Annotated in this window: 13 protein-coding genes; 5 read left to right on the top strand and 8 right to left on the bottom strand. The window is 68.4% G+C overall.

What is annotated here, in order from left to right; all coding sequences use genetic code 11:
* The 4 genes from ACO2SS_RS14305 to ACO2SS_RS14290 all read right to left on the bottom strand — a co-directional run bounded on the left by ACO2SS_RS14305 (position 1) and on the right by ACO2SS_RS14290 (position 5,908).
* Positions 1 to 987: a TRAP transporter substrate-binding protein gene (locus ACO2SS_RS14305; RefSeq protein WP_423278353.1), complete on the bottom strand. Its 987-nt coding sequence runs from the start codon at positions 985 to 987 to the stop codon at positions 1 to 3.
* A 1,439-nt stretch (positions 988 to 2,426) separates the two neighbouring features.
* On the bottom strand, positions 2,427 to 5,069 hold the full coding sequence (gene mutS / locus ACO2SS_RS14300; protein WP_423278570.1) for a DNA mismatch repair protein MutS: 2,643 nt from the start codon (positions 5,067 to 5,069) through the stop codon (positions 2,427 to 2,429).
* A 159-nt stretch (positions 5,070 to 5,228) separates the two neighbouring features.
* Entirely contained in the window at positions 5,229 to 5,636 is a 408-nt protein-coding gene (locus ACO2SS_RS14295) for a type II toxin-antitoxin system VapC family toxin (RefSeq protein ID WP_423278352.1), read from the bottom strand.
* Positions 5,637 to 5,644: 8 nt separating this feature from the next.
* Positions 5,645 to 5,908, bottom strand: a complete 264-nt coding sequence (locus tag ACO2SS_RS14290) for a type II toxin-antitoxin system Phd/YefM family antitoxin (protein WP_423278351.1) — start codon at positions 5,906 to 5,908, stop codon at positions 5,645 to 5,647.
* Positions 5,909 to 6,007: 99 nt separating this feature from the next.
* Here ACO2SS_RS14290 and ACO2SS_RS14285 point away from each other — a divergent pair, with 99 nt between their 5' ends.
* Complete coding sequence (locus tag ACO2SS_RS14285) at positions 6,008 to 7,375, top strand: alpha-amylase family glycosyl hydrolase (RefSeq protein ID WP_423278350.1); 1,368 nt, start codon at positions 6,008 to 6,010, stop codon at positions 7,373 to 7,375.
* A gap of 54 nt (positions 7,376 to 7,429) precedes the next feature.
* Positions 7,430 to 9,715 (top strand): NADP-dependent malic enzyme, encoded by a 2,286-nt coding sequence (locus tag ACO2SS_RS14280; RefSeq protein WP_423278349.1) that lies wholly within the window; start codon positions 7,430 to 7,432, stop codon positions 9,713 to 9,715.
* Positions 9,716 to 9,852: 137 nt separating this feature from the next.
* On the opposite strand, the gene arr is transcribed toward ACO2SS_RS14280, so the two are convergent.
* Positions 9,853 to 10,266: an NAD(+)--rifampin ADP-ribosyltransferase gene (gene arr / locus ACO2SS_RS14275; protein ID WP_423278348.1), complete on the bottom strand. Its 414-nt coding sequence runs from the start codon at positions 10,264 to 10,266 to the stop codon at positions 9,853 to 9,855.
* Between the two features lie 621 nt (positions 10,267 to 10,887).
* Here arr and ACO2SS_RS14270 point away from each other — a divergent pair.
* The 3 genes from ACO2SS_RS14270 to ACO2SS_RS14260 all read left to right on the top strand — a co-directional run bounded on the left by ACO2SS_RS14270 (position 10,888) and on the right by ACO2SS_RS14260 (position 14,175).
* Positions 10,888 to 11,481 (top strand): class I SAM-dependent methyltransferase, encoded by a 594-nt coding sequence (locus ACO2SS_RS14270; protein WP_423278347.1) that lies wholly within the window; start codon positions 10,888 to 10,890, stop codon positions 11,479 to 11,481.
* A gap of 132 nt (positions 11,482 to 11,613) precedes the next feature.
* Positions 11,614 to 12,762, top strand: coding sequence for a GNAT family N-acetyltransferase (locus ACO2SS_RS14265; protein WP_423278346.1), 1,149 nt, complete (start codon positions 11,614 to 11,616; stop codon positions 12,760 to 12,762).
* A 123-nt stretch (positions 12,763 to 12,885) separates the two neighbouring features.
* On the top strand, positions 12,886 to 14,175 hold the full coding sequence (locus ACO2SS_RS14260; protein ID WP_423278345.1) for a hemolysin family protein: 1,290 nt from the start codon (positions 12,886 to 12,888) through the stop codon (positions 14,173 to 14,175).
* A 31-nt stretch (positions 14,176 to 14,206) separates the two neighbouring features.
* Here ACO2SS_RS14260 and ACO2SS_RS14255 read toward each other — a convergent pair whose 3' ends face one another.
* The 3 genes from ACO2SS_RS14255 to exbB all read right to left on the bottom strand — a co-directional run.
* Positions 14,207 to 15,094, bottom strand: a complete 888-nt coding sequence (locus ACO2SS_RS14255; protein WP_423278344.1) for a TonB family protein — start codon at positions 15,092 to 15,094, stop codon at positions 14,207 to 14,209.
* Positions 15,091 to 15,537: a TonB system transport protein ExbD gene (gene exbD / locus ACO2SS_RS14250; protein ID WP_423278343.1), complete on the bottom strand. Its 447-nt coding sequence runs from the start codon at positions 15,535 to 15,537 to the stop codon at positions 15,091 to 15,093. Before exbD ends, ACO2SS_RS14255 begins: the two co-directional genes overlap by 4 nt.
* Positions 15,538 to 15,542: 5 nt before the next feature.
* Positions 15,543 to 16,511: tonB-system energizer ExbB (exbB, locus tag ACO2SS_RS14245; RefSeq protein WP_423278342.1), on the bottom strand; the 969-nt coding region annotated here is incomplete at its 5' end.

The following is a 16,511-nucleotide window of genomic DNA, read 5'->3' as shown; positions in this document are numbered from 1 at the left end:
TCAGCCGGTCTTCACGATGCGCGCGATGAGCGGGCCGATATCCGGCTCGGACGCGTATTCGTCCCGGATCGCGGCCGTCCGGGCGAGGAACGGCTCCTTGTCGGGATGGAGGAAGGAGACCCCGAGCCGCTCTGAGGCCTGGCGTACCTCCGCCGTGAAGATGCTCCAGAGCGCGTCCATCCGGTCGGAGGAATCCCGCGCCGCCTCGCGGAGGAGGCGGCGAGTCTCGCCGTCGAGCTGGGCCCAGCGGCGACCGCTCGCAACCAGCACGTCCGGCACGGCCGTATGCTCGTCGTGGCAGTAATAGCGGACGACTTCGGCGTGCCGCCCCGCGATCAGGGCCGCGACGCTGTTCTCCGCCGCCTGGACCAGCCCGGTCTGGAGCGCGCTGAACGTGGCCGCCCAGGGCAGCTCGGACGGGATGCCGTCCAGGGCCCGGATCATGCGGGCCATCGTGGGCGAGGGCTGGATCCGCACCCTGAGGCCACGAAGATCCTCCGGCGCCATGATTGGCTCCCGGCCGTAGAAGCTGCGGGTCCCCGCCTCGTAGAAGCCGAGGCCCACGAGCCCGTGATCGGTGCCTGACGCGAGGATCTCCTCCCCCACGGCGCCCGCGACGGCGGCCCTCCGGTGGGCGTCGTCGCGAAACAGGAAGGGGATGTCGAAGAGCCGGTAGGTCGGCACGCGGCGTTCGAGCACGCTCGCGCTCACCTTCGCGATGTCGATGCGGCCCGCCCGCAGGTGCTCGACGAGCTGGACCTCCTGGCCGAGATCGCCATCGGCGAAGATCTCGATCCAGACCGCGCCGCCCGAGCGCTCGCGGACGCGTTCGGCCATGAATTCCAGGGCCGGGTGGATGGGATGCGAGCGCGGGAGCGAATGCGCGAGCCGCAGCTTCAAGGCGGGATGGGCGGCCGCGAGGGCCGGCATGGCGACTAGGCTGGCCCCCGATGCCAGCACCGATCGCCGGGTCGCGGCGCGCATCATCGTCCCACCGCCCCTGTCAGGCCCGGCCATGCGCAAGGCCCATACACCGAGCGGCGTAGATTTTCCACGGCGCCGATGTGAATGCCCGGACAGGCGTGCCGCGGGGTAAGGGGTCAGGCCGCCGACGCGGCCGCCTTCAGCCGGTAGAGCGCCTCCAGGGCCGCGCGCGGCGTGAGGTCAGTCCCGGCGGGGTCCCAGAATTTCGGGTTCATCGATGGGCCAGGACGGTCCGGTATCGACGCGGTCCGTGAACCCGGTGGGCGGTGCACTTGCACGCTCGCGGGCTTGCTCAATCGTGCCGAGCGGCCTCGAATAGGCCATGTCGCGACTGGCCACACCTCGAGGTGCTGGTGTCGCCAGGGAGACCGGACCAGAGCGCTTGCGTGTCATGATGAGACTATCCGCTTACTAAGATAGCTTATCCCGGGCCGGCTTGCCACGTTCTCGAAACCGAAGCCTTCGTCGATAGCACGGATCCCGAAATGACGATCGAGGGAGGGTGGCACCGCTAAGCGCTCGCTACCTGACCGCTTGATCTCGCTTTCCCGATTGGCTCACAAGAAATCACCGTTGAGGCGTGATTGAAATAGCTCTTCGAGTGCGCCATCGTGTTCGCGTCAAAGACACTGTCGAAGTCGATACGGCGTTAAGTCTTAGATCGCTGTAAAATGACTAAGTCAGTGTATGATATTTCAACGATCTGCGACAAAGGCTATGATCTAGTTTCTGCTTTAAAAAAGACGACAAACGAGGCGCTATGTCGGTCGATATGGCGCCTGATAAGCTCCTGCAATCTATATCAAATGTTGAAGTTTGATTTAGAGCGTCGTTAGAGGCAAGTAGATAATCAAAATTCGAGTTAATTTTTGGCCCCTATTTGGATTAGCTGATAGTTGTGTAGGATTGGTAAGTCCCCTAGTTGAGGAGGTCAAGTTGCCGGATTCTGAGGCGTTGGCCTTAGCCCTAGAGCGGCTGGCGGAGGAGTTACGGACAGGACCAGTCCGTTTGGTCGGAGTGTCCGTTTCAGTGTCGGGCGGCGCTGGCGGGTCCGCCACTGGGCTACGTGTCAGTGTAGCCGGAGGGGAACCCGGCACGCACTCGATTGGGATGAGCGTCACTGTTAACCCTCACGAGTATCATGTTCGCGCGCGTGCAATGAGCGCAGAAATCTCTGAAGCAGCACAAATCGTGCGCAGTGGAGCTCCTGCGAAAACCCTCGTGCAGAGCCTTCTGCAGCGTGTGAGAGGTCTCGGAAATGTGGCCCTTGACGGAGTAATTACGGCGGTGTCTCGGGCGGCAACAGAGCATTTTCTTAGCTCTAGTTAAGATGCCGCCCAGTCAAGCTTCTAGTCGCTTTACGCTTCGGTTTGAATTTACTTCTTTTGTCAACGAAGCAAGCGGTTTGTCGCTCCGGTCAGCACAGGGATCCCCTTGGACCACTAATCTCTTGCCGACACGGCCGCCTTCAGCCGGTAGAGCGCTTCCAGGGCCTCGCGCGGGGTGAGATCGTCCGGATCGATGGCCGCGAGGGCGGTGCGGAGCGGGTCGGGCTCGGCGGCCTTCGCGGGGGCAGGTGCGGGCTTGGCGGCCGCGAAGAGCGGCAGGTCGTCGATCAAAGCGGCCTTGGGGCGCTCGCGGTCCTGCTTCTCGAGCTCGGACAGGATCACCTTCGCACGCTCGACCACCGCGGCCGGCAGGCCTGCGAGGCGCGCGACCTGAAGCCCGTAGGAGCGGTCGGCCGCGCCCGGCACCACCTCGTGCAGGAACACGACGTCGCCGTTCCACTCCGTCATGCGGAGCGTGGCGTTGGACAGGCGCGGCAGCCGTTCGGCAAGCGCGGTCAGCTCATGAAAATGGGTGGCGAAGAGCGCGCGGCAGCGGTTCTCCTCGTGCAGGTGCTCGATCGCCGCCCAGGCGATGGAGAGGCCGTCGAAGGTCGCGGTGCCGCGGCCGATCTCGTCGAGGATCACGAGCGAGCGGCGCGTCGCCTGGTTCAGGATCGCGGCGGTCTCGACCATCTCGACCATGAAGGTCGAGCGGCCGCGGGCGAGGTCGTCCGCCGCGCCGACGCGCGAGAAGAGACGGTCCACGATGCCGAGATGGGCCGAACTCGCCGGCACGAAAGCGCCCGTCTGGGCGAGCACCGCGATCACGGCGTTCTGGCGCAGATAGGTCGACTTGCCGCCCATGTTCGGGCCGGTGACGAGCAGGATCTTTCCATCCTGCTCTCCGCCGATCTCGGTCGAGTTCGGGATGAACGGCTCGCCGTCGCGCTTCAGCGCGGCCTCGACCACCGGATGGCGCCCGCCCTCGATGTGGAAGGCGAGGCTGTCGTCGAGTTTCGGGCGCGTCCAGGCGAGGTCGTCCGCGAGATCGGCGAGCGCCGCCGTCACGTCCAGCACCGCCAGGGCCTCTGCGGCCGCCGCAATCCGGGGTCCCGCCTCCTCGATGGCCGCGGCGAGGGCGTCGAAATGGCCGAGCTCGATGCGGAGCGCCCGGTCGGAGGCCGACGCGATCTTCTGCTCCAGCTCGCCGAGCTCCGTCGTGGTGAAGCGCATCGCGCCCGCCATGGTCTGGCGGTGGATGAAGGCGTTGTCCGCACGGGCGAGTTCCTCGCCGGCAGCCTGCGGCACCTCCACGAAATAGCCGATGACGTTGTTGTGCTTGACGCGGAGCGTCCGGCAGCCGGTCTCGGCCGCATAGCGCGCCTGCAGGGCCGCGATGACCCGGCGGGAATCCTGCGCGAGCTCGCGCGCCTCGTCGAGCGCCGCGTCGTAGCCCGGGCGGATGAAGCCGCCGTCGCGGCGGAGCAGCGGCAACTCGTCCGCAAGCGCGCGCGAGAGCTCGGCTGCCAGTTCCGGCGGCACGCCGCGCGCCATCTCGCGCGCCTCGGCAAGTTCGCCGGGCAGGTCGTCAATGCCGTCGAGCCGGGCCGCGATCCCCTGGGCCGCCTGGAGCCCGTCGCGCAGGCAGGCGAGGTCGCGCGGGCCGCCGCGGCCGAGCGCGAGGCGGGAGAGCGCCCGCGAGGCGTCCGGCGCGCGGGCGAGACGTTCCCGCAGGGCTTCGCGCAATTCGCGCTCGGCGAGCAGGAAGGCCACGGCATCCTGCCGGCGCGTGATGGCCGGAAGATCGGTCAGGGGGCCGGCGAGGCGCTCGGCGAGCAGCCGGCCGCCGGCCGCCGTCAGCGTGCGGTCGATGGCGGCGAGGAGGCTGCCGGCCCGCTCGCCGCCGAGCGTGCGGGTGAGCTCGAGATTGGCGCGGGTGGCGGGATCGATGAGGAGCGTCGCGCCGCCATCGAGGCGGGAGGGCGGCTGCAGGGCCGGCCGGCTGCCGAATTGCGTGCGCTCGACATAGGCGAGGGCCGACCCCGCCGCCGCGATCTCGGCGCGGGTGAAGTTCCCGAAGCTGTCGAGCGTTGCGACCGCGAAAAACTCCTTCAGGCGGCGCTCGGCCGAGGCCGGGTCGAGCCCGTCGCGGGGGAGGGGCGTCAGCGCCGCCTTGCCGTCGCGCCAGACCGCCTTGAGGTCGGGGTCGTCGTAGATCGTGTCGGGCAGCACGATCTCGCGCGGATCGAGCCGGGCGATCTCGGCCGCGAGGCCCGCCGCATCTGTCTCCGAGACCGCGAAGCGGCCGGTCGAGATGTCCACGGAGGCGAGGCCGTAGCAGAAGGCGGTGTCGGAGACGCGCCGCCGCGCCACCGCCACGAGCAGATTCGCGCGGGACGGCTCGAGCAGGCGGTCCTCGGTGAGCGTGCCCGGCGTGACGAGGCGGACCACCGCGCGCCGCACGACGGATTTCCCGCCGCGCTTCTTGGCTTCCGCCGGATCCTCCGTCTGCTCGCACACGGCGACCCGGTGGCCCTGCGCGATGAGGCGGTGCAGGTAGTCGTCGGCGCGGTCCACCGGCACGCCGCACATCGGGATGTCGAGGCCCTGATGCTTGCCGCGCTTGGTCAGCGCGATGCCGAGCGCACGGGAGGCGATCTCGGCGTCCTCGAAGAACAGCTCGAAGAAGTCGCCCATCCGGTAGAACAGGAGGCAGCCCGGATTGGCGGCCTTGATCTCGATATACTGCGCCATCATGGGCGTGACGCGCGCCTCCGGCGCGGCAGCGGGCGCAAGCTCTTCCGGCAGGACGACCGGCTCCTCGCCGGCGATCGGGTACGCGACATCCACAGGCATGGCCGGGACGCTAGCAGGGCGAAGGCCGGGTTTCACCGGTGGGAAGCGAGTCGTCCCCGGTTATGAGAGCGCAGGGACCCCTTTGCTCTCGGCAGCTCGCGCGAGCTGCCGATCGAAGGTGGCTAATCCATCCGCCACACGCAGGGCTATCGCGAGATTGATCGCGTCGGGCGTCCTCAGCGAGAGGTCCAGGGTGCGGAGCATCGCTTCGGCGTGAGCTATGTCGCGCGAGTCCAAGCTGACCCGATCGGGAACCCGAGCAGTCCAGTCATCGATGCGGTCGAACGCGATCGATGCGTGATGAGCTTCCATCTCGCCTGTCCTGACCCGCCGAGCGATCGCCGAAGTCGCCTCGGCGGAGGCAAAATCGCTGAAGACGAGAACGAGATCGCTCCGACTGAGCAGTTGCTCGGCACGCGGCGAGAATGCCTCATCGGATACGAGCGCAACCACGACGCTCGCATCCAAGTAGACCCTCACCTGTCCCACTCGTCCCGCAATTGCCGCAGCAACTCACCGGCATCGGTTTTCGCGCGCGTGGGCACCCGGTTCGCGCGGAGCCACGCGATCGACTCCTCCGGGCTCATACGAGGCTTCGGCGCCTCCGCCGGCCCGGAGAGAGGCCGAAGCTCGGCGACCGGCCGCCCGTCGCGCGTGATCACGACGTCCTCGCCCGCGAGGACGCGGTCGACCAGCTCGGAAAGCTTGCCTTCGGCTTCGAGGAGGCTGTGCTCGCTCATCGCCGCAATATAGCGCTTCGCAGGCGAGGCGTCGAACGCCGGGGCCGAACAACCCGGGTTTGCCTGCGTTGGATCGGCTTTCCAGAAAATGGGGGCGGGATGCCGGGCTGGGCGGACGAGGCTGTCTTCTACAACATCTTTCCCCTCGGGGCGCTCGGCGCGCCGGAGGTCAACGATTTCGCCTCCCCGGCGGCGGACCGGGTCGCGCAGCTCTCCGGCTGGCTCGGCCCAGCCCGCGACATCGGCGCGGACGCCATCCTGCTCGGGCCGGTCTTCGAATCCAGCCGGCACGGCTACGACACGGCCGACCTGTTCACGATCGACCGCCGGCTCGGCACGAACGAAGCCTTCGCGGCCTGGGTGGCTGAGGCTCATGCGGCCGGTTTCCGGGTCGTGCTCGACGGCGTCTTCCACCATGTCGGGCGCGACTTCTGGGCGTTCCGCGACGTTCTCGCCCATGGCGAGGCCTCGGCCTATCGCTCCTGGTTCCACCTCGATTTCGGGCGCCCGAGCCCTCTCGGCGATCCGTTCTTCTACGAGGGATGGAACAAGCATTACGACCTCGTGAAGCTGAACCTCGCCGAGCCGGCGCTTCGCGACCACCTCTTCGCGGCGGTCAGGATGTGGATCGACGCCTTCGGCATCGACGGTCTACGCCTGGATGCGGCCGACGTGCTCGACCGGAGCTTCCAGCGCGACCTCGCCGGCTTCTGCCGCGGCCTGAAGCCCGATTTCTGGCTGAAGGGCGAGGTGATCCATGGCGACTACACTCGCTGGATCCGCGAAGCCGAGCTCGATGCCGTGACGAACTACGAGCTGCACAAGGGGCTCTGGTCGAGCCACAACGACCGGAACTACTTCGAGCTCGGCCATTCGCTCGCGCGGCAATTCGGCGAGGGCGGGATCTACAAGGACCTGATTCTCTACAACTTCCTCGACAACCACGACGTCGAGCGGATCGCCAGCCGCCTGCGCGAGCCGGCCCATCTCGTCCCGCTCCACATCCTGCTGTTCACCGTGCCGGGCCTGCCCTCGATCTACTATGGCAGCGAGTGGGGCATTTCAGGCCGGAAGGGGAAAGGGACCGACGCGCCGCTGCGGCCGGCGCTGGACCCCGAGCGCCTCGCCGAAGGAGCGCCGCATCCCGAATTGCCGCCCCTGATCCGCAGCCTCGCCACGCTCCGCCGCGAGCACTCCGCGCTGAGGGCCGGGACTTACCGCGAGCTCCACCTCGCCTCGGAGCAGTTCGCCTTCGCCCGCGAGACCAGGGGGGAACGGGCGATCATCGCCGTGAACGCCGCCGAAAGCCCGACCGAGATCGTGTTGCGGGGAGAAGGGATCGAGGGCGCCTGGCGAAACGGACTTGCGCCGGGACGGGTATTCGGGGCCGAGGGCGGAACCCTGCACGTCCCGCTGGAGCCGAATTCCGGCCGTGTCCTCGTTCGATCCGGGCCGCTTTCTCCTTGAGCGGGTGGGCCGACCTCCCTTAAGGGTCGAGGCCGAGGAAACACCGAGAGAGTGATGAGCGACCAGCCCCCGATGCGCCGCAAGCGTCCGACCTTCACGGACCAGGAGGCGCTCAATTTCCACGCCGTCGGCCGTCCGGGGAAACTCGAGATCGTAGCCACCAAGCCGATGGCGACGCAGCGCGACCTGTCGCTCGCCTATTCGCCGGGCGTCGCCGTGCCGGTCCTGGCGATCGCCGAGGATCCGGGCACCGCCTTCGACTACACGGCCAAGGGCAATCTCGTCGGGGTCGTCTCGAACGGCACCGCCATCCTCGGGCTCGGCAACCGCGGCGCGATGGCGTCGAAGCCCGTCATGGAGGGCAAGGCCGTCCTCTTCAAGCGCTTCGCCGATATCGACGCCTTCGACCTGGAGGTGGGCACCGAGGACGCGGACGCCGTGATCAACTGCGTGCGCTATCTCGCGCCGACCTTCGGGGGCATCAACCTGGAGGACATCAAGGCGCCGGAGTGCTTCATCATCGAGGAGCGCCTGCGCGAGCTCATGGACATCCCGGTGTTCCATGACGACCAGCACGGCACCGCCATCATCGCGGCCGCGGGGCTGATCAACGCGCTCTATCTCACGGGTCGGGACATCAAGGAGGCGAAGCTCGTCGTGAACGGCGCGGGCGCGGCCGGCATCGCCTGCCTCGATCTCCTGAAGGCGCTGGGGCTCCACCCCGAGAACGTCATCCTCTGCGACACGAAGGGCGTGGTCTATGCCGGCCGCACCGAGGGCATGAACCAGTGGAAGTCGGCCCATGCGGCGCGTACGGACAAGCGCACGCTGGCCGAGGCGATGGACGGTGCGGATGCGGTGTTCGGCCTGTCCGTGAAGGGCTCGTTCACGGACGAGATGATCCGGTCGATGGCCCCGAACCCGATCATCTTCGCGATGGCCAATCCCGATCCGGAGATCACGGTCGAGGAGGTCGCGGCGATCCGTGAAGACGCCATCATGGCGACGGGCCGGTCGGACTACCCGAACCAGATCAACAACGTCCTCGGCTTCCCCTACATCTTCCGCGGCGCGCTCGACGTGCGGGCCACCTCGATCAACATGGAGATGAAGATCGCGGCCGCGCAGGCCTTGGCCGAACTGGCGCGCGAGGACGTTCCGGACGAGGTCGCGGCGGCCTACCAGGGCTCCCGTCCGCGCTTCGGTCGCGACTACATCATCCCCGTGCCCTTCGATCCGCGGTTGATCTCCACGGTTCCGCCGGCGGTCGCGAAAGCCGCCATGGACACGGGCGTCGCCCGGAAGAACATCGCCGATTTCCGCCGCTACAAGACCGAGCTGGAGGCGAGGCGCGACCCGACCGCCGGCGTGCTGTCGCAGGTCTTCGAGCGCGTGCGGAAATATCCGAAGCGCGTCGTCTTCGCCGAGGGCGAAGAGGAACAGGTCATCCGCGCCGCCCTGTCCTTCGCCAGCCAGGGCCTCGGCACGGCGATCCTGGTCGGGCGCGAGGAGCGGGTGCGGGCGGCCGCCGAACAGGCCGGGGTCGAGATCGACGGCCGCCTGGTCGAGATCCACAACGCCCGGCTGTCGCACCGCAATGCCGCCTATGCGCAGTATCTCTATGAGCGGCTGCAGCGGAAGGGGTACCTGCTGCGCGACTGCCAGCGGCTCATCAACCAGGACCGCAACCATTTCGCGGCCGCCATGGTGGCGCTCGGCGACGCGGACGCGATGGTGACCGGTGTGACCCGCAACTTCTCCGTCGCGCTCGAGGACGTGCGCCGGGTCATCGACGACAAGCCGGGGCACCGGGTCATCGGCGTCTCCCTCTGCCTGACGCGCGGCGGCACGGTGCTGGTCGCAGACACGGCCGTCACCGAGATGCCGGACGCGCATGCCCTCGCGGAGATCGCCATCGAGGCGGCCGGTGCCGCGCGGCGCCTCGGCATGGAGCCCCGCGTCGCACTCCTGGCCTTCTCGACCTTCGGCCACCCGGAGGGCGAGCGCTCCCGGCATGTCCGCGAGGCCGTGAAGGTGCTCGACGGGATGCGCGTCGACTTCGAGTATGACGGAGACATGGCGGCCGATGTCGCGCTGAACCGGGAGCAGATGGCCGCCTATCCGTTCTGCCGTCTCTCCGGGCCGGCGAACGTGCTCGTCATGCCGGCCTTCCACTCGGCCTCGATCTCGACCCGGATGCTGCAGGAACTCGGCGGCTCGACGGTTGTCGGCCCGCTCATCGTCGGCCTCGACAAGCCGGTCCAGATCGTCTCGCTCGGGGCGACGGATACGGATCTCGTCCGCATGGCGGCGCTCGCCGGGTTCAACATCGGCGGCTGAGGACGCCCGCGCGCCCCCGACGAAGCAGACCCTCGCCACCGCTCTCGCGGTGGCGAGGAAGCCGAATGGCGCACGAGCCGGCGGGCCGCGGGTATCATTCGCGTCCCGTCGGTCCGGGGCGGCACGGCTCCGCCGCGTCAGTCGATGATCTGGGCGCCTTCCGCCAGCAGGCGCCGAATATTGTTCTTCATCTCTTCCAGTCGCTCGGGGGAATGTCCCTCCCATTCCATGATCTCTCCGACCACCCTGAGCGGGTCGCGGGAGCGATAGGATTTCGTCGGGTTGCCGGGGAATTTCTTGTCCGTCAGGTTCGGGTCGTCGACGATCGGACCCGTCGGCTCGACGATATAGATCCTCTCCCGGCCATTCCCGGCGGCCAATTCCGCGCCCCAGATGGCGGCATCCAGCGTCCCGGTGAGGTACACCCAGGACAAGGGCCTCCCCGTCCCAAAGTTGGATCGGTAGCCAGGTATGATTAGGTCTCCAGGACTAAGATCAGCCCGGGTGCCGTGGTAGAATTGCCGCGGACGTATAGTGTCGACAATTGCCATCGATCTGCTGCTCCCTCGCCGATTCGAATCGGGAGCAATGTTCATGGACCGGGTAGGCGGGCTTGCCGCAAGCCCCCGTCCGGGTTAGATGATGATCATGGAAGATGAGATCTCGTCTTCCAGTTCTGCGCGCCGAACCACTCCCCTGGATCTGACCGCAGGCGCGTTGACGAGTGGTTCCGCGCTCCTCCGAAGTTAATTCAATCGCCGGACGGTAGGCCCACGGAGTCGTTGGTCAGTTAAGCCGACGGTCTAGCATTTTGTGGCCGTTTCGACGCCGTGCTCGGAGTCGCGTAGCGAGTCTAGCCTCGGCGATCTACTGCCCAAATAACGAGCGCGCGCCGGCATATGTCGCAGAGATCAGGCTGAGACAATAGTTATTCGGAACAGGAAAGTACCTCGAAAGAACCATTGCTGTGATGCATCGCTGTAAGACTTCATGTGTCGTATTGCGGACAGTGAAGCAAGTGATGGCCGATGGGGAAGAGCATATCGCAGCAGATGAAGAGAGTCCGCGGATCCCTGGCGACAAGAGGAGTGGCGGAGACGGCCCGCTTGGCAGCATCGCTCGCGATACGCCAATCGATCTTGGCGCGGATGGACCGTCGTCTGGATAAATACATGCAGGCAGATACGTTTGGGCGAATTCCGCCCCAGCAGCTCGATTTCGACGCGGAGGGGCCCGCGCTGAACAGCGGCTATGAGGCGACGAACACGTTCACGCTCCGGCTGTTCATCCGCGCCCTCGGAATCGATCCCGCCAGGTTCACCTTCATCGACTTCGGCTCGGGAATGGGCCGCTCGCTCTGCATCGCGGCGGGGTTTCCCTTCCGGCGCGTGCTTGGCGTCGAGCTTTCGGAGATGCTGAGCGGCCACGCGGAGCGCAATGTCGCCCGTCTGCTCGAGTCCGGACAGGCTCGGTGTCGCGACATCCAGGTAGTGAACATGGATGCCACGCTGTTCGAGCCGCCCGAGGAGGACCTCGTCGTCTTTCTCTTCAATCCGTTCGGCCCGGAGCCGCTCGGCCGGCTGATCGCCCGGCTCGGATCAGAGGTCACTAAGGGCCGCAAGATCTACATCATCTACCAGCATCCGAAGCACCGCGAGGTCGTGGAGAGTTCGAGGCATTTCGCGCCGTTCGGCGTTCCTCCTCTGTTTGCCGGTCTGCTTCATGTCACGACGCCGGCTAAGTGGGCCCTCTACGAGAGCGTTTGACGAGGCTGGGCCCTACCGACACGGTTCCCGGGGCGGCAGGGGGAGCACTTGGACTTTGATCGGACATCGGCCCGTCGCTTCCCGCAGATTCCGCGCGGCGCGCTGGCGGGACCGGGAAACGGGAGGCTTCGGGTGGAGATCGCCGGAGCGGAAAGCTTCCGGGCCGCCGCGCCCGCCTGGCGCGATCTCGTGTCCCGCTGCTCGGAGCCGAACGTCTTCATGGAGCCGGCGGTGGCGGAGGCGGTCGTGTCCACGACGGACATGCCGCTATTCTCCGTCCTTGTTTGGCGCTCCGAGCAGGAGCTGGAAGGCGCGTGGCTGCTAGGCTTGACGAAGCCGTCCTCGCACCTGCCCGTGAGGGTCCTCGCCTGCCCGCCGAACACGCTGACCTTTCTCGGCTCGCCCGTGCTCGACCGCCACCGTCCAGTGGAGACGCTCTCGGCCATGTTCGATGCGATCGCGGCGGATCCTCGCTTGCCGAACATGGTCTGCGCGAACGACATCGCGGCCGAGGGTGCCGTCTATCCGGCCTTGCGGGCGGCGGTCGACAATCGTGGCGGAAGAGCTGTCGAGATCGAGCGGCGAGCCCGTGCCAAGCTCGACCTCAAGGCCGACCCGAAGGACCTCTCCACTCGGGCGGGTTCCTCCAAGCGGCGCTCCGAGCTCAGGCGCCAGCGCAAGAAGCTGGCCGGGCTCGGCTCGCTCGAACGTGCCAGGTACAGCGCACCGGACGCCGTCCGGGCGGCATTCGGAGAGTTTCTTTCGCTCGAGGCCTCGGGCTGGAAGGGCGAGAGCCGGGCGATCCTCAACTCGGAACACCGGACCGCCTTCGCCCGGGACATGATCGAACGCCTCGCGCGCGACGGCTGCGTGACGATCGACGCGTTTCGTCTCGACGGCCGTGCGATCGCGATGAATGTCTGGCTGCGGTCAGGGCACGGCGTCTTCGGGTGGAAGATGGCCTTCGACGAAGCCTACCGGCAGATGTCGCCCGGAGCCTTGCTGCTGGACGACCTGACCGAACAGGTCATGGCGGATCCCGAGGCCTGGTTCTTCGATTCGTGCAATCGGCGCGACACCGGGCCGCTCGCGCAGCTATGGCCGGAGCGGCGCCAGGTTCTCGACCTGGTGATCGACCTTCACCCTGGCGGTTCTTTCGGGGGAATGTGCCTCGCCCAACTCGAGCGCACCTACCGCCTCTGCCGGGATGCAGCGCGCCGGAGAATCCTGCCGGTGGTGGATGGGCTCATCCCGCCTCGGCGCCGGCGCGGGTGGAAATAGGAGCAGCGCGAGATCGGCGCGAATCGCCCGGTCGTCTTGACCGCAGCCGGCTCCAGCCTCATCTTCTAGGCCCCTCAACAGCAAGGAGAGGACCGGACCGTTCGGGGCCGGCCCTTCGGGTCATTGCTCGAATTCGCGGTCGCGGTTTTTCTCATCCTCCTGAATGGGGTGTTCTCCCTTTCGGAACTCGCAGTCGTATCCGCCCGCCGGGCGAGACTGAAGGGAATGGCGGAATCGGGAAGGCGCGGCGCCGCCACGGCGTTGGCCTTGGCGGAGAATCCGGGCCGCTTCCTCTCCACCGTCCAGATCGGCATCACGCTCGTCGGGATCTTGGCCGGTGCAGTCTCCGGCGCGGCGCTTGGCGGCCAGCTCACCGACCTCCTCCTCTCGCAGGGCGTTCCGGAGCGGATCGCGGGTCCGCTCGGCTATGTGCTGGTCATCGCCATCATCACCTACCTGTCCGTGGTGGTGGGCGAGCTCGTCCCCAAGAATCTGGCGCTCCGCAACCCGGAGGCGATCGCCTGCGCGGTCGCTCCCCTGATGTCGGTCGTCTCCAAGATCGCAGCGCCCGTCGTCTGGCTGCTCGATGCCTCGACGCGGCTGATCTTCCACATCTTCGGCCAGACGACCGAGCCCGAGAACGCCGTGACCGAGGAGGAGATCAGGACCGTCATGGCGGAAGCCGAGACGGCCGGCATCCTCGAGGTCGACGAGCGCAAGATGATCTCGGGCGTGATGCGGCTCGGGGACCGAGCCGTGCGCTCGGTCATGACGCCGCGGACGGAGGTCGAGTGGCTGGACCTCGACGAGGACGAGACGAAGCTGCGCCAGCGGCTGGCGGCGACGACCCATTCCCGCCTTCCGGTCGGCGAGGGCAGCCCGGACAACATGCTGGGCGTCGTCCAGGTGCGGGAAATCCTGGCGCCGCTGCTCGACGGGAAGAGCATCGATATCCGGACCCATATGCGCAACGCGCCGGTCGTGCCCGACACGCTGGACGCGCTGGACGCCTTGACGGTGCTCCGGGAGGCCGAGGTGCCGATGGCGCTCGTGCATGACGAGTACGGGCATTTCGAGGGGCTTGCGACGCCCGCGGACATCCTGGACGCCATCGCGGGCGCGTTCCGTTCGGACGAGGGCGGGGCCGAGCCGGAAGCCGTGCTGCGCGAAGACGGATCCTGGCTGCTCGCAGGCTGGATGCCGGTCGACGAGATGGCCGACATGCTGGGCCTCACCCTGCCGGAGCGCCGCTCCTACGAGACGGTCGCGGGGCTGGTGATCGGCGAATTGCAGCACCTGCCCGCGGCGGGCGAGGCCGTCCACACGCTCGGCTGGCGTTTCGAGGTCGTGGACCTGGATGGCCGCCGCGTGGACAAGGTCCTCGCGACCCGCGCCGAGGCGGTGGCGGCCTGAGGCAGGGCGGCCCGCCTCGGCCGCCCGTGTCCTACCGGACCGTGAACCGGATCGGGATGGTGAACGTGAAGGTCGAGCCCGGCACCTCGGCCGGGGGCGCCGGGAGCGGCTGAGCGCGCCGGAACACGGCGACCGCCTCGGCGTCGAGCGCGGGCGAGCCGGCGCTGCCCGCGAGGCTCGCCGACAGGACCCGCCCGCCGCGATCGACCGAGAAGCGGACGGAGGCGGAGCCGGTCTGTCCGGGTTGCGGGCGCAGGTGACGGCGCAGGTGCGAGACGAGTGCGCCCTGCCAGGAGGAACGGCTCGCGGCCGAGGAGCCGCTCGAATTCGAGGCGATCGAGGCCGTCGTCTGGGCTCCGGATTGCTGCTGCGGCGGACGGCGGGCCTCCTGCCGCTGCTCGGCGCGGCGCGCCTGCACGGGCTTCGGGGGCTTCTTCGTCTCCGGCTTCTTCTCGACCACCTTCTTGGGCTTCGGGGCTGCCTGCGGGGGCGGCGGCAGCGCGACCGCGGCCGTCTCCTTCACGACCGGGGGCGGCGTCAGGATCTGGTCGATCGGCGGGACCTGCGGCACCGGCTCGAGCGGCGGCACGTCCGCCGTCACGATCGGCTCGGGCGGCTGCACGTCCGGCTCGGGGACGTCCGGCGGCGCGTCCAGGACGGGGTCGGGGATGGCCGCCTCCGGGACGGCCTCCTGCGGCGGCGCGTCGTTGGGCGCCACGGTCGGCGCGGAAGGCGGCGGGGCCATGTCGATCATCACGGCCGGGAGCGCCTCGCCGGGCTCCAGGGACACCGTCTTGTATGCGACCGCGGCGCCGATCGCGGCTGCGTGCAGGCCCAGCACGAGCGCGAAGCTGGCGGTCCAGCGGGAAACCTCGCCGCGGTCGAAATCCGGCGGCCCGGACAGGGCGAGCGCGCTCACTTCGGGAGGGCCCCGTTGGCGGCCGCCGCACCTTCGAGCCCGACCAGTGCCACCTTGAGGTAGCCGGCGTTCCGGAGCGCGTTCATCACGTCCATCAGGTCGCCGTAGCTCACGGCCTTGTCGGCGCGCAGGAAGATGCGCTGCTCGTGGTCGCCGTTGGTGGCGGCCTGGAGCGCGCCGTTCAGCCCGTCGCGCGGGACCGGCGTCTCGCCGAGATCCAGCGACAGGTCGGACTTCACCGTGAGAAAGACGGGCTTGTCGGGCCGTGGCTGCGGCTGCGCCGTCGAGGCGGGCAGGTCCACCGGCACGTCGACCGTCGCGAGCGGCGCCGCCACCATGAAGATGATCAGCAGGACCAGGATGACGTCGATGAAGGGCGTGACGTTGATCTCGTGGTTGAGTTCGAGATCGTCGCCGCCGCTTTCGCCAAGCTTCGCACCCATGAGCGTTACTCCGCGGCGGCGCGCAGATGCGGCTTGCGCGCGCGATCGAGATCGCGGCTGACGTGGCGCATCACCTCCGCGGCGGCATCGGACAGGATGAGCCGGTAGCCCGAGATCCAGCGCGAGAACAGATTGTAGATCACGACGGCCGGGATGGCCGCGACCAGCCCGATGGCGGTCGCGAGCAGGGCCTCGGCGATGCCGGGGGCGACGACCGCGAGGTTCGTGGTCTGCGCCTTCGAGATGCCGATGAACGAGTTCATGATGCCCCAGACGGTGCCGAACAGGCCCACGAAGGGTGCCGTCGAGCCGATCGTCGCCAGGAGCCCGGTGCCGCGGGTCATGCGGCGCGACGCCGCCGCCTCGATCCGCTCGAGGCGGGATGCGACCCGCTCCTTGATGCCGTCCTTGTCCAGGCCGGCCGACATCTCGGCCTCACGGGCGGCGGCCGCCACCATCTGGCCGACGGGCGATCTTCCGCTTCCGACGGCATCGATGGCGTGGGGCAGCGACGGGGCGCCGCCGATCCGGACGAGCAGGCGGCGCGCCGTCCGGCGGGCGGCGAGGAGTTCCAGGCTCTTGGCCAGCCAGATCGTCCAGGTCACGACGGACGCGAAGGCGAGGCCGACCATGACGGCCTTCACGACGATGTCCGCCCCCATGAACATTCCCCAGGGGGAAAGATCATGCGGCAGGGCGAGGGAGGCGCCCGGACCGCGCGGGGCCGCCTGGGGCGCTGCTGCGGGCGCCGCGTCCGGGGCCACGCCGGCCGGAGGCACGTTGGCCGGAGAGGGGCCGGCCGGAGCCGCGGGGCTCGCCGTCGGAGCGGCAGGGTCCGTGGCCGGCGCAGCGGCCGGGGACCCCGCGGAGGGCGCCGGGGCGGGGGCCGCCGCCGGCTGCTGCGCCACGGGCGCCGGGTGCTGCGCGGGAGCCGGGGACGGCGCCGGCGCCGGTGCGGCGGAGGAGGGAGCGGG

Origin of the sequence: Enterovirga sp. CN4-39 (assembly GCF_049446235.1) — a bacterium.
Taxonomy (GTDB): Bacteria; Pseudomonadota; Alphaproteobacteria; order Rhizobiales; family Beijerinckiaceae; genus Enterovirga.
The sequence above is the reverse complement of the archived record's forward strand: the minus strand, read 5'-3'. Positions and strand labels throughout refer to the sequence as shown.